This window comes from Devosia sp. LC5 (genome assembly GCF_000735585.1).
Lineage (GTDB): Bacteria > Pseudomonadota > Alphaproteobacteria > Rhizobiales > Devosiaceae > Devosia.
In genome coordinates this window covers 104,668-123,094 of record NZ_JNNO01000046.1, presented here as the reverse complement: position 1 = coordinate 123,094, position 18,427 = coordinate 104,668, and the positions used below count along the sequence as shown (strand labels likewise).

Below are 18,427 nucleotides of genomic sequence, written 5' to 3'. Positions count from 1 at the left end.
CCCCCGCACCCTCATGCCATCATGACCCCATTCCCGCCAGTTACGCGGTCCCGACGCAGGGCCGGGTGGGGAGACCGTGGGATGGGGGCGCCTGTCCAGTGGGGTTGGAAACTCGGCAGCCGGACCTGCAAGAATGGTACCGCCTGAACCGGACCCTGCAGAAAAAGCGGATCGTAACGGGCGGCCATTGGTCCACTCTATCTGTTTCGGAAGGCCCAATGGCCGCCCGTTACCGTATAACCGCGACGCCCAAGGGGCCGGGCGGCGTTTTCGGCTGTCCGGCGAAACGCCCCTACCCCTCGATCGTATCCTTGCGCATCTGGCTGGGCGTCATGCCATAGGCCTTGCGGAAATGTTCGTAGAACTGGGTCTGGCTGACGAAACCGGACTGGAACGCCACATTGGCGATGGAGGTATTGCCGTCAAACAGCAGCGAACGCGCCCGGATCAGCCGCATCCGCACCACGAATTTCTGCACCGAAATGCTCATCACCTTGGTGAAAAGATTGGTCGCGTAATTGGGGTGCAGTCCCACCACATGGGCAATGTCCTCGGCGGTCAGCGGCTCGGTGATATTTTCAACGATATGCCGCACCATGCGCACCACATAGCGCACGGGCGAACCGGTGCGGGTACGGCTGCCGGTCGGCTCGATCCAGGGCGACAGCAGCAGGTCCCAGCCCGTGATGGCCGCCCGCCGGAACATGGTGCCGATTTCCAGCCGCACGATATCGGTGCGCAGTGAATTGCCGCTGCGATAATCGCCGTGCCAGCGCTCCAGCGTGTCGAGCCCAATGGCATCGGGCAGCAGCTGGATCACCCCGCCGCCCATCAGGGTTTCGGTCAGCCGTCCCAATTGCGGCATATGCAGGAACGAATCCATCGGCAGGTAGATATTGTGCTGTTTTCCGGCAATCGCATCGCCGCTCAGCCCCACGGTCTGGTGCGGAATACCGGCCCAGAACGCCACCAGCCGATCGGCCCCCACCGTAATGGGCCGTCCATCGAACAAATAGTCCATCGTCCCATGGGTAAGCCAGTTGAACTCGATATGACCATGGCTGTGCGCGGCCGCCATCAGCTGTGGCGTGAAGGCGCGCATGCCGAAACGGCCAAAGGCCTTGCCCGAGGCATAAAAGCTGCGATCGGGCCGCGGCGTGGGGCGCGGCGCCCGTTGCCTGGGCAGCCGGACCAGGTCGCCAGCGGCGTTGAGTTCGTCCATCGCACGATTTTCCAAATCTTAGAAACCCGGAAGAAGTCTCTATCATTCCGGATTGCTTCGGCCATGGCAAGGCGTACCATTCAAGCCATTGCACGGGAGACGGGCTCGAATGGGATATTCGGCCTCTGGCTCAAGCCAGTCCGTTGCCATGGGAGGAATTATGAGAAAACACGCTATTGCCCTTGGCGGGGCAGGCTTGATGCTGGGTATTTCACTGCTTGCGGCGCAAGCCCAGACAATGGCCCCCACCACCCCGCCCGAACCACCCAAATTCGACGCCCAACAGGTTCCGACTTTTGTCGGGATCAAGGATATCCAGGAATTCAAGGCGCTGCCTGAATATCACGAGCCCGACTACGTCAGGGCGTTCGTGGATGCCGGCAAGCTGCCGCCAGTAGCCGAGCGCCTGCCCAAGGAGCCCATGGTCTACAAGACCGCCAACATGCCCGACGGCATCGGCACCTATGGCGATGTGATGCGCCATGTCATCGGCGGGCGTCCGGAAGGCTGGAACTACAGCGCCGGCCAGACCCAGGGTTGGGGCGGCATCGACATCGGCCTCTCCGAATGCCTGACGCGCACCGGCCCGCTGTTCCAGGTCAAGGCCGAGGAACTCGAACCCCTGCCGAACCTGGCCAAAAGCTGGGAATGGTCCGAAGACGGCCATGAGCTGACCATGCACCTGATCGAAGGCGCAAAATGGTCCGACGGCGACCCCTTCGACGCCGAAGACATCATGTTCTACTGGAACGATGTGCTGCTCGATGACCAGGTGACCCCGCTCAACGGCGCTTCGCCAGAGACGTTCGGCGTTGGTACCACGCTTGAACAGATCGACGCCTACACGGTCAAATGGACCTTCAAGGACGTCAAGCCGACACAGTATCTCTACTCAATGGCCTATGGCAATTTCTGCCCCGGTCCGAGCCATATCCTCAAGGCCGAGCATCCCAAATACAAGGATGGCGCGACCTATGACCAGTTCAAGAACGCCTTCCCGCCCGAATACCTGAACATCCCGGTAATGGGTGCCTGGGCGCCGGTGGAATACCGCGCCAACGATATCATCGTACTGCGCCGGAACCCCTATTACTGGAAGGTCGACGAGAACGGTAACCAGCTCCCCTATCTGAACGAACTGCAATATCGCCTGTCCACCTGGGCAGACCGTGATGTGCAGGCCGTGGCCGGTTCGGGCGATCTGTCCAATCTCGAACAGCCGGAAAGTTTCGTTGAAGCCCTTCGCCGTTCGGCAGAAGAATCCGCGCCCGCGCGTCTCGCCTTCGGCGCTCGCACGATCTCCTATTCGGTCTATCCGAACCTGTCAGCCAATGGTTGGGGCGATCCCGACCCGCGCGGCCAGGCCGTGCGCGAACTCAACCGCAATCTCGATTTCCGCAAGGCCGTCAGCTACGCGCTTGATCGTCAGGCGCTGGGCGAAGCCTTGGTCAAGGGACCGTTCACCTCGCCTTACGCCGGCGGGCTGATGCCGCCGACCAGCTATTACGATAATGACTCGACGGTCTATTATCCCTACTCGCTGGAAGACGCCAAGGCGCTGCTGGAAAAGGTCGGCCTGGTCGATACCGACGGCAATGGCTTCGTCAATTTCCCCGCCGACGTGCAGGGCGGTGCCGATGTCGAAATCACCCTGCTCTCCACTGCCGATTACCAGACCGACAAGAGCCTGGCCGAAGGTGTGATTGCCCAGATGGAACGGCTTGGCCTGCGGGTCATCGCCCAGTCCCAGGCGGGCAACCAGCGTGACGCCAATGAATCCGCAGGCAAATTCGACTGGACCTTGCGCCGCAACGACGCCGAATTGATCACCGTGGTACAAAACACGCAGAATCTGGCCCCCACCGGTCCCCAGATCAGCCGTGGCCACCGCGCCGGCACCGATGGCACGCAGGATCTGCTGCCCTTCGAGCAGGACATGGTCGATACCGTCAACAGCTTCGTCGCCACCGCCGATCCGGCTGAGCGCATCGAGCTGATGAAAAAGTACCAGCGCCTCTATACCGAAAACGTCTTTGGTATCGGCCTCACCCAATATCCGGGTGCGCTGATCATCAACAAGCGCTTCGTCAACGTACCTGCGGGCACGCCCATCCTCCAGTTCAACTGGGCTGAAGACGGCCTGATCCGCGAACGCCTCTATGTTCCGGCCGAGCAGCAATCGTCCAACGAACTGTTCCCCGATACCCTGCCAGGCGCGCCCGGCATCGGTAACGGTCCGATCAAGAGCAACTAAGCTCTTCTCCCGGCGAGGGGCTCCGGCCCCTCGTCACCCACAGACTGAAAATGAGCCGCTCCAGATGATCCGTTTCCTCATATCGCGCATCCTGTCGGCGATACCCATTCTGCTCGTATTGAGCCTTGTCACCTTCGCCATCATCCAGGCGCCTCCCGGCGACTATGGCGACTATATCCAGTCCATGGCCATCAACCAGGGCGGCGCTTCCTTCGAAGCTGCCAAGGCCCAGGCCGATGCCTATCGCGCCGCCAATGGCCTGTTCGATCCCCTGCCCGTTCAGTATTTCAACTGGCTCTGGGGCATCATCACCCGCTTTGATTTCGGCCATTCGCTCTATTTCAACAAGCCCGTGGGCGCCGTTGTCGCCGAGCGCCTGCCCGCCACCATCCTGCTCGCGCTGACCTGCCATATCCTGGCCTCGGCCATCGGCATCACCATGGGCATCGTGGCCGCCACCCGCCAATATTCCTGGGTCGATACCCTGTTCGGCTTCGTCTCGTTTCTCGGCATGACCATCCCGCGGTTCCTCTTGGCCATTGTCATCATGTACTTCCTGGTCTTCCGCATGGGCGTGCAGGATGTGGGCAATTTCTTCTCGCCCCGCTATGGCGGCGCCCCCTGGAGCTGGGACAAGTTCGTCGATCTGGTCAAGCATGTCTGGCCGGTCATCGCCATCGCGACTTTTGGCGGGCTCGCCTATAATATGCGCGTGATGCGGGCCAATCTTCTCGACGTGCTCAATGCCCAATATGTGGAAACCGCCCGCGCCAAGGGCCTGAGCCACGGCGCAGTGATCATGAAACATGCCGTGCCCAATGCACTGCACCCCCTCGTTGCCTATCAGGGCGTGGTGCTGCCCTATATGCTGACCGGCGAAATCGAGGTCGCCATCGTCTTCGGTCTCGCCACTGTTGGCCCGGCCATTACCGGCTCCATGGCCGTCGGCGACGTCTGGGTCACCGCCACCTTCATGCTGGTGCTCGCCACCACCCTGATCATCGGCAATATCATTTCGGACATGATGCTGGCCGTGCTCGATCCCCGTATCCGGCTGGGAGACGCATGATGGCCCGCGATACAATCGATCAATCCATCCCCCTGCCCCCCGATGCCGGCGCCGCCATGCCGACGGCCGCCACCGAGTCACAGGCCGACGTCAACTCTGCCGGCGCCATCAATCCGCGCTATGCCAATAGCGAAAGCTATTCGAGCCTGGTCTGGCGCCGCTTCCGCCGCTCCATCATGGGCATGCTCGGCATGATCCTGGTCGTGCTGCTGCTGCTCGTCGCGGTGTTTGCCGATTTCTTCGCCCCGCACGATCCCAAGCAGACCAATATCGGCTTCGCCCCGCCCGACACGATCAGCTTCTTCCGTGCCGACGGCAGCTTCTCTTTGCTTCCGGTGGTCTATCCGATCAGCGAAGGCGAGGAGCTGGACCCCATTACCTTCCAGCCCATTGTCGGACCGGATTATGAAAACCCGACCGAGCTGGGCTTCTTTGTGCCGGGTTATGCCTACCACATCCTCTGGGTGATCCCGGCCAATATCCATTTCTTCGGCCCCACCGATCCGGCCAAGACCTTCCACCTGCTGGGCACCGACAAGTTCGGCCGCGACATTCTTTCGCGCGGCATTGTCGGCTCCCGTATCTCGCTCACCATTGCCCTCGTGGTAACGCTGCTGACCACTGTGGTCGGCACGCTGGTGGGCATTACCTCGGGCTATCTGGGCGGCAGGTTCGACCGCTGGACGCAGAAATTCGTCGAATTCGTCCTCGCCTTCCCCCAGCTGCCGCTCTATCTGGCACTGACCTCGCTCATCCCCATCACCGCCCCCTCCAATGTGTTCATCGCCTTCGTCATCGGCGTCATGGCGGTTCTGGGCTGGGCGCAGCTGAGCCGCGAAGTGCGCTCCAAGACCCTCTCGCTGGCCCGCATCGAATATGTCCGCGCCGCCATCGCCGTGGGCTCCTCGGATGGCCGCATCATCACCCGCCACATCCTGCCCAACGTGCTCAGCCACGTCATCGTGGCGGTGACGCTGTCGGTGCCCTCGGTGGTGCTGCTCGAAAGCTTTCTCGGCTTCCTGGGTTTTGCGGTGAAGCCGCCGCTGATCTCCTGGGGCCTGATGCTGCAGGACACCGGCTCTTTCTCGGTCATCGGCTCCTACCCGTGGATCCTGTCGCCCGTCATCTTCGTGCTGATCACCGTCTTTGCGTTCAACGCATTGGGCGATGGCCTGCGCGACGCCGTCGATCCGTATTGAGGACCAGGCCATGCCAGACATCAATCACCAGCCTGTTTCCAATACCCGCCACGACGCCGATAGCCACGGCCGCGAACTGATCCTTGATGCCCGCAATATCGGGGTCGATTTCAAGGTCGAGGGTGGCGTGGTTCACGCCGTGCACGACGTGTCCTTCCAGCTGCACAAGGGCGAAACCATCGCGCTGGTGGGCGAATCCGGTTCGGGAAAATCCGTCACCGCCCGCACCCTGATGAAGCTTTTGACCAAGCGGGCGACCATCCTGCCCAATTCGCGCATTACCCTATCGGGCAAGGACGTGGTCGCCACCAGCGAACGCGACATGCGCAAGCTGCGCGGCAATGACATCGCCATGATCTTCCAGGAGCCGATGAGTTCGCTGAACCCGGTCTACACGATCGGCCAGCAGATCTGCGAAATCCTACACCTGCACAATCGCATCTCCCGCAAGGAGGCCATGGAGCGCGCCGAAAAGCTGCTCGAGGAAGTGCAGATCCCCGATCCGGCCGCCCGCCTGCGCCAATATCCGCACCAGCTTTCAGGCGGCCAGCGTCAGCGGGTCATGATCGCCATGGCCCTCGCTAACCGCCCCGATGTGTTGATCGCCGACGAGCCCACCACCGCCCTCGACGTGACCGTGCAGGCCCAGATCCTGAACCTGCTCAAGGACCTCAAGGACAAATACGGCATGGCGGTGATCCTGATCACCCATGATTTGACCGTGGTCCGTCAGTTCTCCGACTATGTCTATGTCATGCAGAATGGCCGCGTGCAGGAGCACAATGCCACCGAGGCTTTGTTCGCCAATCCGCAACACGCCTATACCCGCCACCTGCTCGCCTCCGAGCCCAAGGGCACGGCCAATCCCCTGGTAGGGGAGCACGACACGGTCCTCGAAGGCAAGAACGTCAAGGTTTCCTACACCCTCAAGCGCGGTGGCTTCTTCAAGCCCGATTTCTTCGAGCTCAAGGCCGTCGACAATCTCGACATCAAGCTGGCTCGCCACGAAACCCTCGGCATTGTGGGTGAATCCGGCTCCGGCAAGACCACGTTCGGCCAGGCGCTGATCCGGCTGATCAACAACCAGGGCGGGGAAATCTTCTTCGACGGCCAGCCGATCCATGATCGGGATCGCGCCGCCATGCGTCCGCTGCGCAGCCGCATGCAGATCGTCTTCCAGGACCCCTTCGCCAGCCTCAATCCCCGCATGTCGATCCGCCAGATCATCGAGGAAGGCCTGATCGTCAACAATATCGGGGCCAATGGCCGCGAACGTCTCGATCGCGTTCGCCAGGCGCTCCAGGATGCCGGCATGCCCGATGGCATTCTTAACCGCTTCCCGCATGAATTTTCCGGCGGCCAGCGCCAACGCATCGCCATTGCCCGTGCCGTAGCGCTCGAACCCGAATTCATCCTGCTCGACGAGCCCACCTCGGCGCTCGATCTATCCGTGCAGGCCCAGATCATCGACCTGTTGCGCAAGCTGCAGGACGAAAAAGGCCTCTCCTACCTGTTCATCAGCCACGATCTCAAGGTCGTGCGCGCCCTCTGCCACCGCGTCATGGTCATGCAACACGGCAAAATTGTCGAGCAGGGCCCGGTCGCCGATGTCCTCACCAATCCCCAAACCGAATATACGGCAAGGCTGGTCCGCGCCGCATTCGAAATAGCCGCCTAACGCTGGAGCATTCCCAAATGGCAAACCCCAAGATCACCTTTATCGGCGCCGGATCGGCCGTGTTCATGAAGAACATCGTCGGCGATATCCTGCAGCGCCCCGCGCTTGCAGGCGCCACCATCCGCCTGATGGACATCAATCCCACGCGGCTGGAAGAAAGCGAAGTCATTGCCAAAAAGCTGATTTCGACGCTGGGCGTGCCGGCCAATGTCGAGACCTATTCCAATCAGCGCCAGGCTCTGGACGGCACCAATTTCGTCGTCGTCTGCTTCCAGATCGGCGGCTACGAACCCTCAACCGTCATCGATTTCGATGTGCCGAAAAAGTACAATCTGCGCCAGACCATTGCCGACACGCTTGGTGTTGGCGGCATCATGCGCGGCCTGCGCACCGTGCCCCATCTGTGGAGCATCTGCGAGGACATGCTGGCTGTCGCGCCCGACGCGATCATGCTGCAATATGTCAACCCGATGGCCATCAACACCTGGGCCATTGCCGAGAAATACCCCACCATCAAGCAGGTCGGCCTCTGCCACTCCGTACAGGGCACCGCCATGGAACTGGCCCACGATCTCGAAATTCCCTACGAGGAAATCCGCTACCGCTCGGCCGGCATCAATCACATGGCCTTCTACCTCAAATTCGAGCATCGTCAGCCCGACGGGTCCTACAAGGATCTCTACCCGGACCTGTTCAAGGCCTATGCCGAAGGTCGCGCCCCCAAGCCGACCTGGAACCCGCGCTGCCCCAACAAGGTGCGCTACGAAATGATGACGCGACTGGGCTATTTCGTCACCGAAAGCTCCGAGCACTTTGCCGAATACACCCCCTATTTCATCAAGGAAGGCCGCGAAGACATCATCGAGAAGTTCGGCATTCCGCTCGATGAGTATCCCAAGCGCTGCGTCGAGCAGATCGCCAAGTGGAAGAAGACCTCCGAGGACTACCGGAACGCCGACCGGATCGAAGTTCAGCAGTCCAAGGAATATGCCTCCTCCATCGTCAATTCGGTGTGGACCGGCGAACCTTCGGTGATCTACGGCAATCTGCGCAACAATGGCGTCATCACTTCCCTGCCCAATAATGCCGCCGTGGAAGTGCCGTGCCTCGTTGATCACAACGGCCTGCAGCCCACCTTTATTGGCGACCTGCCGCCCCAGCTGACCGCGCTGATCCGCACCAATATCAATGTGCAGGAGCTGACCGTTCAGGCGCTGATGACCGAGAACCGCGAGCACATCTATCACGCCGCGATGATGGACCCCCACACCGCCGCCGAACTCGATCTCGACCAGATCTGGAACCTGGTCGACGATCTCCTTGAAGCCCATGGCACCATGTTGCCCGAATGGGCCCGCGGCTCCCGGAAGCAGCGCGTCGCCTGACGCTAACCTCCCCTGCTTCCAAAAAGCGGCCCCGGCGCTCTGCGCTGGGGCCGTTTGGTTTCAGCCTCCTCAAAGCACTTCGCCGCCAAGGGGTAACTTTGTGCTCACCCCGAAATAGCAAAACGGGCGCCCATGGAGCGCCCGTTTCGGAGGGGATGTCGATGGTCTGAAGTTCAGTGATGCCCGCCGACGACTTCGCGCAGTTCTTCCACCGAACGAACCTTTTTGCGGGCGGCGCCTTCCCAGTCATTGGTTTTGACAGTGCCTTTGGCCAGCCGTTCCCTGGCGGCCGGGACGGCATTCTTGTATTGCGGCAGCCACTGGGCTTGCGTCACAACCAGTTCATCCACCATCTGCCAGACTTCGTCGGGGGTGCAGATGGCGCCGACCAGCGGGTCGTGCAGCACGGCCAGTTTGAGCATGTCGATATCGCCGGTCATGGCGGCTTCCACGCTCATCCGCTGCACCGAGATCGAGGCCGAGCAGGTGGCCGCGCAAGCCAGCGGCAGGGTAATGCCCTCGACCATGTTAAGGCCGAAACGGTCAACAAAACCGGGACTTTCGATGATGGCGTCATCAGGTAGATTGGTGATGATGCCATTGTTGCGCACGTTGAAATGCCCACGATAGACGCGGCCGGTTTCCATCGCCTCGATAATGTAGGAGGCGTGTTCGGACGTGCGCTTGTGCTGGTCGAGCGGCTTGGCGGCCTGTTCGAGGAACATCGGGAAATCAGTCTCGAACCAGTTCCGGCGCTCGGTGGAGTAGCGCAGATAGCCACCGGTTTCCCCGTGAATCCAGTCGCTCATGTCGATCCATTTGGAGATTTCCTCCGGGCGCTTGCGATACCAGGGCAGGTATTCGCTGAGATGCCCATTGCTCTCGGTGGAGTAGACGCCGAAGCGCTTGAGCACATCGATGCGCACCTTCTCCTGCTTGGAATAGACCGGATGGGCCTCGAAGGCGGCGATCAACTCGTCCTTTTCGATTTTGCGGCCCTTGGCACGAATATCGATATACCAGGTCTGGTGATTGATGCCCGAGCAGACATAATCCAGCTCGCTATCGGCAACGCCGAGTACCTGGGCAATCTGATGGGCGCCATGCTGCACGCCATGGCACAGGCCAATGGTCTGCACGCCACCATAGGCATTGGCGGCCCAGGTATTCATCGCCATGGGATTGGCATAATTGAGGAACACCGCCCCAGGCTCAGCTACTTCCCTGATATCCTTACAGAATTCGAGGATGACTGGAATATTGCGCTGGCCATAGAGAATGCCGCCGGCGCACAGCGTATCGCCCACGCATTGATCGACGCCATATTTCAGCGGCACCGAAATGTCCGACGCAAAGGCCTCGAGCCCGCCGACGCGAACGCAGCTCATGATGTAGCGGGCGCCGGTGATCGCGGCACGGCGATCCGTTGTGGCCGTTACCTTGGCCGGCAGATTATTGACCGCAACGATCTTGGCGATGATCTGATGGACCATATCCAGATTGTGCGGGTTGATATCGGTCAGCGCGAATTCGCAATCGGCGAATTCGGGTACCTTGAGCAGGTCCGAAATCAGCGTCTTGGTGAAGCCGACCGAGCCGGCGCCGATGACGGTAACTTTGAATGACATGACGTTCCTCCGGGACGTAGCAAAAGCCACGAATTGGTTAGCGTACTGCTAGCGTTGAAACGCCTATCGGTGCTAGAGAAACCTTGTGCCATTGCGGGTAATTTTGTGCTCAAACAGCTCATCGACTACGGCCATAAAGTCCGCGTCCTGACGCTCACCAAAAGCGCTGTGCCGCTCCATTGCATGGCGATCAGCGCCGGCTATGAGCAGCGGCTCAACGAAGTCTATTCCTGGGACGGGCTGCAACGCGGCAGTGCACCCTTCCTCGTCATCCAGCACACCATTGTCGGCGAGGGGCGGCTCGATTTTGCCGGCGTGCGGCACCGGCTGGTGCCGGGACAAACCATGGTGCTCAGCCTGCCCCATGCCCATCGCTACTGGCTGGAGCGGGGCGGGCATTGGGAATATTTCTGGATGGTGCTGAACGGGCGCGAAGCACTGCGCCTGGCCCGCGAGATTATCGACGCCGCCGGGCCTGTCGTCACCCTGCCGTCCAGCATTATAGATCGCCTGGCGCTGGCCTGCCACACGCTGATCGACCGGCCGGGCATTTCACCCGGCGAGGCATCGAGCGCCGCCTATGGCGCCATGGCAGCCTTGCATGACGGGGTGTTCGGCACTGACGCGGCGCCCGATTTCACCCTGCCGCCCGCCATCGCACGGGTGGTCGCCTATATCGACACCAATCTCAATCGCGCGCTCAATGTCGACCGGCTCGCCACCCTGGCCGAGATGAGCCGGAGCCACTTTGTCCGCCAGTTCACCATGGCCACCGGGCTAGCGCCCTCCAGTTTCGTGCAGGAGCGGCGCATCGAGCGGATCGAGCGCCTGCTGGTCGCCACCGACATGACGATCGGCGCCATTGCCGCGCTGACCGGCTTCAGCGACGCCAATTACCTGGCAAAATCCTTCCGCCGCCTGCGCGGCATGACCCCGCTCGACTACCGCGCCAGCCGCCGCTTGCCGACCGGTATCTGAGGGGCCGGCGCTTGCCCCAGCCTGGAAAAGGGTGCAAAAGGCGTTGACGTATAGGGAAGTTCGATGACCAATCCTGTAACCCAAGATCGCCGCCATTTCGAGGATCTCGTCCTGGGCGAAATCATCGACCTGGGCCATACCAAGGTGACCCGCGAGATGATCACCACTTTCGCGCGGCAATTCGACCCCCTGCCCTTTCATCTCGATGAAAAGGCCGCCAAGGCGTCGCTGCTCGGCGGATTGGCGTCGAGCGGCTGGCAGACCGGGGCGCTGAGCCTGCGCATGCTGGTCGACAGCTTTCTGGGCCAGATCGCCTCGGCCGGCGGGCTGGGCTTCACCAATCTCAAATGGAAAAATCCGGTCATGGTGGATGACACGATTGGCGGCACGGTGAAAATCACCGATCTGCGCCGCTCCGCCAGCCATCCGCAATGGGGCATTGTCACGCTCGACTTTGACGTGCGCAACCAGCAGGGCAGGCCGGTGCTGACCATGCGGCTGGCCAACCTGGTCGAGACGCGCGAAACGGAAGCCGCAGCATGACCCGCTGGTTCGAGAATATCGCGCTGAATGAGGTGTTTCCGCTCGGCAGTCACACTTTCACGGCCGATGAGATCATCAGCTTTGCCGCGCTTTACGATCCGCAATATTTCCATCTCGATCCCGAGGCTGCCAAGCACAGTCATTTTGGCGGGCTGGTCGCCAGCGGCTGGCACACGGTCAGCATCGGCCACCGCCGCATGGTCGACGCGCTTGAGGCTGAGGAAGAACGCCTGCGTGGCCTGGGGGAAGAGCCCGGCATTTCCGGCCCGTCGCCGGGCGTCAATTCCATGGACTTCAAGGTGCCAGTGCGACCAGGCGATACGGTGAGCTACGAGCTGGTCGTGACCGACAAGCGCGCCTCCAATTCGATTCCCGGCTGGGGCCTGTTGTTCAACCGCATCACGGCGACCAACCAGCATGGCGAGTTGGTCTACACGGCCGAAGTGGTCGGCTTTTCCAAATTGCGCGACTATCGCGCCCCCGCCAGCCGGCGAGTGTTGCTCGCGCTCACCAGATTGCCCTTGATCGGCGGATTGCTCAAGCGGCGCTCTTGAATGCGACAGCGCGCCCCGGCACTCTGCCGCTCATGCGCCGAATCGCCCTCACCGTCAGTCTTCTCGCCCTTGCTGCCACGCCCGGCTTTGCACAACAGGTTCAGGGCAATTGGTCATGCCGGGACGCCAATGCCACCCGCGCCGGCATCCTGACCATCTATGGTTCGGTCTATGGCTTCGCCTCGACCACTTTTGGTGACCCCTCCTCGGGGACTGGCGCCATTATGGGCTATCAGGACGGGGTCGGCTTCAGCGACGGCCCCCTGCGCGCCGCCCGCAATGTGCAGGCCGGCAGGGTTATTCCCGACCCCAATCATGGCGTGGCCATGCAGCTCGAAACCAGCGACGCCATCGTGATGTTGTGCACGCCGCGGTAGGGCGCGTTCTGCCTGCCAAACCGCACATATTTCAGTGGCAGCACTCCCAAATCGCCCCACCCACCGCTCTCCCTCGGGCCTGACCCGAGGGTCGCCCTCAACCCGGCACAAGCGGCGAATGGCCCTCGGGTCGAGTCCGAGGGAGAACGGTGCTGGTTTTGGCCTCCACGCCTAACCACGCAACCCATCGTGTCATTCTCACCACGGGTGGCCTGACGGCGGGCTAGATCGAGGCGCCAAAATCACCCCAAATTGCCGGGGGCTTGAATTCCGTCCGCTGCCTGCGCATAATTAGGGCGCGGCGCCGGGCCCCTCTGGCGAGAGTGATGATGCTCTCGCGATGTCGGAGCTGCTCCAATTTTCTCATGGAGATGGTCCGGCGATGGAATCGCTTCTTGCCGCCCTATCGGGTGATTTTCTAGGTACTCCTGTCTACTTCTGGGTCGCGTTTATCGCGCTCGTCATCGGCCTGTTGGTCTTCGACCTCGGCGTCCTGCACAAGGATGAGCATGAGATCGGCGCCAAGGAGAGCCTGACGCTTTACGGCTTCTACGTGCTGATTGCCCTGGCCTTTGGCGGCTGGGTATGGTGGCAGCGCGGCGCGGAAGCCGGTCTTGAATTCTACACCGGCTACCTGCTCGAGCAGAGCCTGGCGATGGACAATATGTTCGTCATCGCCACCATTTTCGGCTTCCTGGCCATCCCCCGCCTCTATCAGCATCGCGTGCTGTTCTGGGGCATTCTGGGCGTCATCCTGTTCCGCGCCATCCTGATCGGCCTCGGGGCCGCTTTGGTCAACGAATTCAACTGGATACTGTTCGGCTTCGGCGCCTTCCTGGTGTTCACCGGCATCCGCATGTTCACCCACAAGGACGAGGAGCCGAACCTGGAAGAAAACAAGGTCTTCCAGTTCATCTCCAAACGCTTCCGGGTGACCAAGCAACTGCATGGCCGCAATTTCACGGTCAAGCAGCCCGACCCCAAGACCGGCAAGATCGTCACCTGGCTGACCCCGCTGGCCGTGGCGCTGATCATGGTGGAAGTCGTCGACCTGGTCTTTGCCGTGGATTCCGTGCCCGCCGTTTTCGCGGTGACGCAGGACACGTTCATCGTCTACACGTCCAATATCTTCGCCATTCTGGGCCTGCGCTCGCTCTACTTCGCCCTGGCTGCCGCGATGAACCGCTTCCGTTATCTGCAGGTGTCGCTGGCGATTATCCTGGTGCTGGTCGGCATCAAGATCTTCCTCGTGCCGCTGCATATCCATATCGACACGCTGCTCTCGCTGCTGGTCACCGTCAGCATCCTGGCGGGCGGGATTGTCTTCTCGCTCTACATGACCCGCAACGAGCCCGATATTTCAGCCGAGGACCAACCCAAGACCGGTCAGCTCGAGCCGTAACGCTTCAGCGCTGACATACACTTCAAGAGGCCCGGCGCATCCCCTTGCGCCGGGCCTTTCCTTTGCCCAGTCTTGCCTCAATTCCGGTTTAACGAAAAGGAAACGACCACAGGAGCCAAGGCATGGGTGCCATCCAGGAAATCGTATTCGACTGCGACAAGCCGGCCAAACTGGCCCAGTTCTGGGCCGCAATGCTCGAGGGCTATGCCGTGCGGGACTATGACGAGGCCGAGATCGCCCGGCTCGCGGCGCTCGGCCTGACCCCGGATACCGACCCAACCGTGATGGTAGATGGCCCGGGACCCAGCATCTGCTTCCAGAATGTGGAAGGCCGGCGCTATGACAATAACCGTGTGCATTTCGACATTGGGGTGAGCGATCGCGGCAGTGAGGTCGAACGGCTCAAGGCCGCAGGCGCCGAAATCGTGCGGGTGCTGCCCACCTATACCGTGATGCGCGACCCCGAGGGCAACCAGTTCTGCCTCGTCGACCAGCGCCAGGCCATGGCGGCGTAACGTTGCTGACACGGCCTGTCACGGCCCATGGCTATGCTCGCGCCCATCACAGCTTGGAGCCACATCATGTCCCTTATCGCCACCTGCCACTGCGGCCAAACCAGGATCGAACTGCCTCATTTGCCCACCTCCGCCAAGGAGTGCAATTGCAGCTTCTGCCACAGGACCGGCGCGGTCTGGGGCTATTTCGGCGAAGGCGAATTGAACATGCTCTCAGCGACGGCGGAAAAGACCTATTCGGCCAGCGGCATGAATATGCACCATTTCTGCGCCAATTGCGGCATCCAGACCTGGGGCGATTCACCCGACTGGGCCTCGATGTACAATAGCGACGGCACCCCCAAGAACGGCGACCCCAACAGCTTCCCCACTGCACGCACCTATGCAGTCAATCTGCGGCTGGTGGATGGCCTGGATCTGTCGAGCGTGGTGATCGAGAAGATGGATGGGCGCAATAGCTGGTAGGTGAACTCCCTCGCGTCCGCCACCATTACTCACCCACCCACCGTGTCATTCCCGCGAAAGCGGGAACCTCTGTTGGCGATGCGAAGAAAGTAAACGGAGGTTCCAGCTTTCGCGGGAATGACACCGTGGTGGGTCAATGCCCCTGGAACGCCATCAGCGTCGACACTTCCACGCCCTCGGCTTCGAGCTTTGCCGCCCCGCCCAGGTCCGGCAGGTCGATGACGAAGGCCGCATTGGCCACCGTGGCACCTGTACGGCGCAGCAGGCCCACAGCAGCAATGGCCGTGCCGCCGGTCGCGATGAGATCATCGACCAGCAGCACATTGTCGCCGGCATCCAGCACGTCGGCATGGATCTCGATCGTGTCGACCCCATATTCGAGCGCGTAATTCTGCCCGATGGTCTCGCCGGGCAGCTTGCCCTTCTTGCGCACGGGGATGAAGCCGACGCCGAGCGCGATCGCCACCCCGGCCCCGAAAATGAAGCCCCGCGCTTCGATACCGGCCACATGGGTAACACCGAACTGGCGGTGCGCCTCGGCGATCTGCTCAATGCTGGCCTTGAAACCCTCGGGGTGCTCGATCAGCGTGGTGATGTCGCGAAACAGGATGCCCTTTTTGGGATAGTCCGGAATCGTGCGCACAAGGGCCTTGAGGTCGAGCGTCATCGCAATCCTGCAAATTGGATAATTGGTCTTGGAAAAATCAGGGAGCGCGGCGGCCCACAATATGTCGCGCGATCACGCCGGCATTATAGGCCGCGCTTCGGGTGACCCCGATGGCCGTTTCGCGTGCCTTGGGATTGCTGACAACCGCCCGCATACCGGCGCGCACCACGGGGTGGCGGCTGACGGTGATAGCGGCGCTGACGACGGTCACGGCGATGCGAACTGCGGACATGTCGGCGGCCTCGCGATTAATTTGGCGACTATTACCATATTGCGGCACCGCGCGCTCTTGGCAAGAGGCCTGAAGCCGATGTGACCCGTGACAAAAACAAAGGGCCCCCCATGGGAGCCCTTTGACGAAGTCGTATGAGCCCAGCTTAGTGCTCGATGCCCTGCCAGAGCTTGCGCTTGGTGGCATACATCAGGCCGGCAAAGGCGATGAGGAACAGCAGCACCTTGAAGCCGGTTTCCTTGCGGGACACGAGGCCCGGCTCGGCCAGCCACATCATGAAGGCGGCGACGTCGTGCGAATATTGCTCGACGGTCATCGGCACCGGCTCCTGGCCTTCGCCGGCTTCATAGGCTACCAGCTCGTCCTGCAACGGCGGGCCCATGCCAATGGCATGGCCGGGGAAATAGTCGTTGTAGAACTTGCCCTCGGGCAGGTCAAACCCTTCGGGCGCTTCGTCGTGATAGCCGTTCAGCAGCGCATGGATATAATCCGGGCCGCCTTCGGAATAGCCGGTGAAGTAATTGGTGATCCACCAGGGGAAGGCGTCCTTGATGCCACGAGCCTTGGCCAGCACCGAGAAATCGGGGGGCACGACGCCGCCATTGGCGTCGCGCGCATCCTGATCGGTCGCGAAGGGCGAGGGCCAGCGATCGGCCGCCACGGCCGGGCGAACCCCGCCCTCGGCGGTGGCGTCGGCCACTTCATATTCGGCCGCCAGCGCCTTGACCTGGCCTTCGGTAAAGCCGGGGCCGCCGTCTTCGGTCAGGTTGCGGAATGCCAGCAACCGGGCGCTGTGGCAATTGGCGCAAACTTCGCGGAACACCTGGAAACCGCGTTGCAGCTGGTTTTCGTCATAGGTGCCGAAAATGCCGGCAAAGCTCCAGCTTTGCTTTTCAACCGGCGGCGCGGTGCCTTCGGCAGCGAAAGCCGGCGCTGCGGCCATGCCAGCGGCGATGGCGACAGCAGCGATGATGGTCTTGAACGTCAACATTGAACCCGCCCCGCCTTTCACGAATGTGCCTTGCCGAGAACACTCTCGGAAATGCTGGTCGGCAGCGGCCTGGCAATTTCGATGCGCGACAACACGGGCAGGATGACGAAGAAATGGAGGAAATAGTAGCCGGTGCAGACCTTGGCCAGCGTCGTGTAAGGCTCGATCGCTTCCTGTGCACCGAGATATGCCAGGGCGATGAAGTCGAGCACGAACAGGGCGTAGAACCACTTGAACATCGGGCGGAACGTGCCCGAACGCACCTTGCTCGTATCCAGCCACGGCACCACCAGCAGTGCCAGCATCGACAGGCCCATGGCGATCACGCCACCGAGCTGGGAGTTGATGAACAGCACGTTGAAATCGACGGCACGCAGGATGGTATAGAAGGGCAGCAGATACCATTCCGGCACGATATGGGACGGGGTAACCTGCGAATTGGCCTGGATGTAATTATCCGGGTGACCAAGGATATCGGGGGCGAAGAACACGAACCACGCGAAGGGGATCAGGAACAGCACCATCGCGAAGGCGTCCTTCATCGTATAATACGGATGGAAGGGCACGGTATCGCGCTTGTCCTTGACCTCGACGCCGATCGGGTTGTTGTTGCCCGGCACATGCAGCGCCCAGATATGCAGCACCACGACCGCCGCAATGATGAACGGCAGCAGGTAATGCAGCGAGAAGAAGCGGTTGAGCGTGGGGTTGCCGACGGCAAAACCACCGCGCAGCAGCTGCAGCAGGCTCTCGCCAACCACCGGGATTGCCGAGAAGATATTGGTGATGACCGTAGCGCCCCAGAAGCTCATCTGGCCCCAGGGCAGCACATAGCCCATGAAGGCCGTGGCCATGGTCAGGATGAAGATGACGACGCCCAGGATCCACAGAATCTCGCGCGGCGCCTTGTAGGAGCCAAAGAACATGCCGCGGAAAATGTGGATGTAGAGGGCCGCGAAGAACATCGAGGCGCCTACCGAGTGGACAGCCTGGATGATGCGGCCGCCATTGACGTCACGGCGGATATGCTCGACCGAGTCAAAGGCCAGCGCCACATTGGGCGTATAATGCATGGCCAGGATAATGCCGGTGACGATCTGCACGCCAAGGCACAACACCAGGATGGCGCCGAACGTCCACCAATAGTTGAGGTTCTTCGGCGTGGGGAAATCCATCAGGTGCTCTTTGGCAAACCTGACGACGGGCAGGCGCTCGTCGAGCCACTTTTCGGCGGCGTTTCCCGGAACGTAAGTCGAATGTTCTGACAT

Annotated in this window: 18 protein-coding genes; 12 read left to right on the top strand and 6 right to left on the bottom strand. The window is 61.3% G+C overall.

Going from position 1 to position 18,427, the window contains the following annotated elements; genetic code table 11:
- Positions 1 to 292: 292 nt before the first annotated feature.
- The gene (locus FF80_RS19730) at positions 293 to 1,222 is read right to left on the bottom strand and encodes a helix-turn-helix domain-containing protein (RefSeq protein WP_035103473.1); all 930 of its coding nucleotides are present in this window, start codon (positions 1,220 to 1,222) and stop codon (positions 293 to 295) included.
- Between the two features lie 160 nt (positions 1,223 to 1,382).
- On the opposite strand from FF80_RS19730, the gene FF80_RS19725 reads away from it, so the two are divergent.
- The 5 genes from FF80_RS19725 to FF80_RS19705 all read left to right on the top strand — a co-directional run bounded on the left by FF80_RS19725 (position 1,383) and on the right by FF80_RS19705 (position 8,807).
- On the top strand, positions 1,383 to 3,476 hold the full coding sequence (locus FF80_RS19725; protein WP_035103471.1) for an ABC transporter substrate-binding protein: 2,094 nt from the start codon (positions 1,383 to 1,385) through the stop codon (positions 3,474 to 3,476).
- A 64-nt stretch (positions 3,477 to 3,540) separates the two neighbouring features.
- Positions 3,541 to 4,545, top strand: coding sequence for an ABC transporter permease (locus FF80_RS19720; RefSeq protein WP_035103469.1), 1,005 nt, complete (start codon positions 3,541 to 3,543; stop codon positions 4,543 to 4,545).
- A 56-nt stretch (positions 4,546 to 4,601) separates the two neighbouring features.
- On the top strand, positions 4,602 to 5,744 hold the full coding sequence (locus FF80_RS19715; RefSeq protein ID WP_081917573.1) for an ABC transporter permease: 1,143 nt from the start codon (positions 4,602 to 4,604) through the stop codon (positions 5,742 to 5,744).
- A 10-nt stretch (positions 5,745 to 5,754) separates the two neighbouring features.
- The gene (locus FF80_RS19710; protein ID WP_035103616.1) at positions 5,755 to 7,422 is read left to right on the top strand and encodes an ABC transporter ATP-binding protein; all 1,668 of its coding nucleotides are present in this window, start codon (positions 5,755 to 5,757) and stop codon (positions 7,420 to 7,422) included.
- Between the two features lie 17 nt (positions 7,423 to 7,439).
- On the top strand, positions 7,440 to 8,807 hold the full coding sequence (locus tag FF80_RS19705; protein ID WP_035103467.1) for an alpha-glucosidase/alpha-galactosidase: 1,368 nt from the start codon (positions 7,440 to 7,442) through the stop codon (positions 8,805 to 8,807).
- Between the two features lie 173 nt (positions 8,808 to 8,980).
- On the opposite strand, the gene FF80_RS19700 is transcribed toward FF80_RS19705, so the two are convergent.
- Positions 8,981 to 10,435 (bottom strand): alpha-glucosidase/alpha-galactosidase, encoded by a 1,455-nt coding sequence (locus FF80_RS19700; protein ID WP_035103465.1) that lies wholly within the window; start codon positions 10,433 to 10,435, stop codon positions 8,981 to 8,983.
- 105 nt (positions 10,436 to 10,540) lie between these two features.
- On the opposite strand from FF80_RS19700, the gene FF80_RS19695 reads away from it, so the two are divergent.
- The 7 genes from FF80_RS19695 to FF80_RS19665 all read left to right on the top strand — a co-directional run bounded on the left by FF80_RS19695 (position 10,541) and on the right by FF80_RS19665 (position 15,269).
- Positions 10,541 to 11,413 carry an AraC family transcriptional regulator gene (locus FF80_RS19695; protein ID WP_035103463.1) on the top strand — a complete coding sequence of 291 codons (873 nt, stop codon included), beginning with the start codon at positions 10,541 to 10,543 and terminating at the stop codon, positions 11,411 to 11,413.
- Positions 11,414 to 11,476: 63 nt separating this feature from the next.
- Positions 11,477 to 11,956, top strand: coding sequence for a MaoC family dehydratase (locus tag FF80_RS19690; RefSeq protein WP_035103461.1), 480 nt, complete (start codon positions 11,477 to 11,479; stop codon positions 11,954 to 11,956).
- Positions 11,953 to 12,510 carry a MaoC family dehydratase gene (locus FF80_RS19685; RefSeq protein WP_081917559.1) on the top strand — a complete coding sequence of 186 codons (558 nt, stop codon included), beginning with the start codon at positions 11,953 to 11,955 and terminating at the stop codon, positions 12,508 to 12,510. The genes FF80_RS19690 and FF80_RS19685 overlap by 4 nt, the downstream gene beginning before the upstream one ends.
- A gap of 32 nt (positions 12,511 to 12,542) precedes the next feature.
- Positions 12,543 to 12,887 carry a hypothetical protein gene (locus tag FF80_RS19680; RefSeq protein ID WP_035103459.1) on the top strand — a complete coding sequence of 115 codons (345 nt, stop codon included), beginning with the start codon at positions 12,543 to 12,545 and terminating at the stop codon, positions 12,885 to 12,887.
- Between the two features lie 382 nt (positions 12,888 to 13,269).
- Positions 13,270 to 14,289, top strand: a complete 1,020-nt coding sequence (locus FF80_RS19675) for a TerC family protein (RefSeq protein WP_035103457.1) — start codon at positions 13,270 to 13,272, stop codon at positions 14,287 to 14,289.
- Between the two features lie 122 nt (positions 14,290 to 14,411).
- Positions 14,412 to 14,804, top strand: a complete 393-nt coding sequence (locus tag FF80_RS19670) for a VOC family protein (protein ID WP_035103455.1) — start codon at positions 14,412 to 14,414, stop codon at positions 14,802 to 14,804.
- Between the two features lie 66 nt (positions 14,805 to 14,870).
- A complete protein-coding gene (locus tag FF80_RS19665; protein WP_035103453.1) occupies positions 14,871 to 15,269 on the top strand; it encodes an aldehyde-activating protein in 399 nt (132 codons plus the stop codon).
- 133 nt (positions 15,270 to 15,402) lie between these two features.
- Here FF80_RS19665 and FF80_RS19660 read toward each other — a convergent pair whose 3' ends face one another.
- The 4 genes from FF80_RS19660 to FF80_RS19645 all read right to left on the bottom strand — a co-directional run bounded on the left by FF80_RS19660 (position 15,403) and on the right by FF80_RS19645 (position 18,427).
- Positions 15,403 to 15,936, bottom strand: coding sequence for an adenine phosphoribosyltransferase (locus tag FF80_RS19660; RefSeq protein ID WP_035103612.1), 534 nt, complete (start codon positions 15,934 to 15,936; stop codon positions 15,403 to 15,405).
- A 37-nt stretch (positions 15,937 to 15,973) separates the two neighbouring features.
- Positions 15,974 to 16,168 carry a hypothetical protein gene (locus tag FF80_RS19655; RefSeq protein WP_035103451.1) on the bottom strand — a complete coding sequence of 65 codons (195 nt, stop codon included), beginning with the start codon at positions 16,166 to 16,168 and terminating at the stop codon, positions 15,974 to 15,976.
- A gap of 145 nt (positions 16,169 to 16,313) precedes the next feature.
- A complete protein-coding gene (locus FF80_RS19650) occupies positions 16,314 to 17,159 on the bottom strand; it encodes a cytochrome c1 (RefSeq protein WP_035103449.1) in 846 nt (281 codons plus the stop codon).
- Between the two features lie 17 nt (positions 17,160 to 17,176).
- Complete coding sequence (locus FF80_RS19645) at positions 17,177 to 18,427, bottom strand: cytochrome b N-terminal domain-containing protein (protein WP_035103447.1); 1,251 nt, start codon at positions 18,425 to 18,427, stop codon at positions 17,177 to 17,179.

Excerpts from the sequence above, each read along its gene's own strand:
- FF80_RS19730 (WP_035103473.1), bottom strand. The coding sequence starts at position 1,222 with ATGGACGAACTCAACGCCGCTGGCGACCTGGTCCGGCTGCCCAGGCAA.
- FF80_RS19725 (WP_035103471.1), top strand. The coding sequence starts at position 1,383 with ATGAGAAAACACGCTATTGCCCTTGGCGGGGCAGGCTTGATGCTGGGT.
- FF80_RS19720 (WP_035103469.1), top strand. The coding sequence starts at position 3,541 with ATGATCCGTTTCCTCATATCGCGCATCCTGTCGGCGATACCCATTCTG.
- FF80_RS19715 (WP_081917573.1), top strand. The coding sequence starts at position 4,602 with ATGCCGACGGCCGCCACCGAGTCACAGGCCGACGTCAACTCTGCCGGC.
- FF80_RS19710 (WP_035103616.1), top strand. The coding sequence starts at position 5,755 with ATGCCAGACATCAATCACCAGCCTGTTTCCAATACCCGCCACGACGCC.
- FF80_RS19705 (WP_035103467.1), top strand. The coding sequence starts at position 7,440 with ATGGCAAACCCCAAGATCACCTTTATCGGCGCCGGATCGGCCGTGTTC.
- FF80_RS19700 (WP_035103465.1), bottom strand. The coding sequence starts at position 10,435 with ATGTCATTCAAAGTTACCGTCATCGGCGCCGGCTCGGTCGGCTTCACC.
- FF80_RS19690 (WP_035103461.1), top strand. The coding sequence starts at position 11,477 with ATGACCAATCCTGTAACCCAAGATCGCCGCCATTTCGAGGATCTCGTC.
- FF80_RS19685 (WP_081917559.1), top strand. The coding sequence starts at position 11,953 with ATGACCCGCTGGTTCGAGAATATCGCGCTGAATGAGGTGTTTCCGCTC.
- FF80_RS19680 (WP_035103459.1), top strand. The coding sequence starts at position 12,543 with ATGCGCCGAATCGCCCTCACCGTCAGTCTTCTCGCCCTTGCTGCCACG.
- FF80_RS19675 (WP_035103457.1), top strand. The coding sequence starts at position 13,270 with ATGGAATCGCTTCTTGCCGCCCTATCGGGTGATTTTCTAGGTACTCCT.
- FF80_RS19670 (WP_035103455.1), top strand. The coding sequence starts at position 14,412 with ATGGGTGCCATCCAGGAAATCGTATTCGACTGCGACAAGCCGGCCAAA.
- FF80_RS19665 (WP_035103453.1), top strand. The coding sequence starts at position 14,871 with ATGTCCCTTATCGCCACCTGCCACTGCGGCCAAACCAGGATCGAACTG.
- FF80_RS19660 (WP_035103612.1), bottom strand. The coding sequence starts at position 15,936 with ATGACGCTCGACCTCAAGGCCCTTGTGCGCACGATTCCGGACTATCCC.
- FF80_RS19655 (WP_035103451.1), bottom strand. The coding sequence starts at position 16,168 with ATGTCCGCAGTTCGCATCGCCGTGACCGTCGTCAGCGCCGCTATCACC.
- FF80_RS19650 (WP_035103449.1), bottom strand. The coding sequence starts at position 17,159 with ATGTTGACGTTCAAGACCATCATCGCTGCTGTCGCCATCGCCGCTGGC.
- FF80_RS19645 (WP_035103447.1), bottom strand. The coding sequence starts at position 18,427 with ATGTCAGAACATTCGACTTACGTTCCGGGAAACGCCGCCGAAAAGTGG.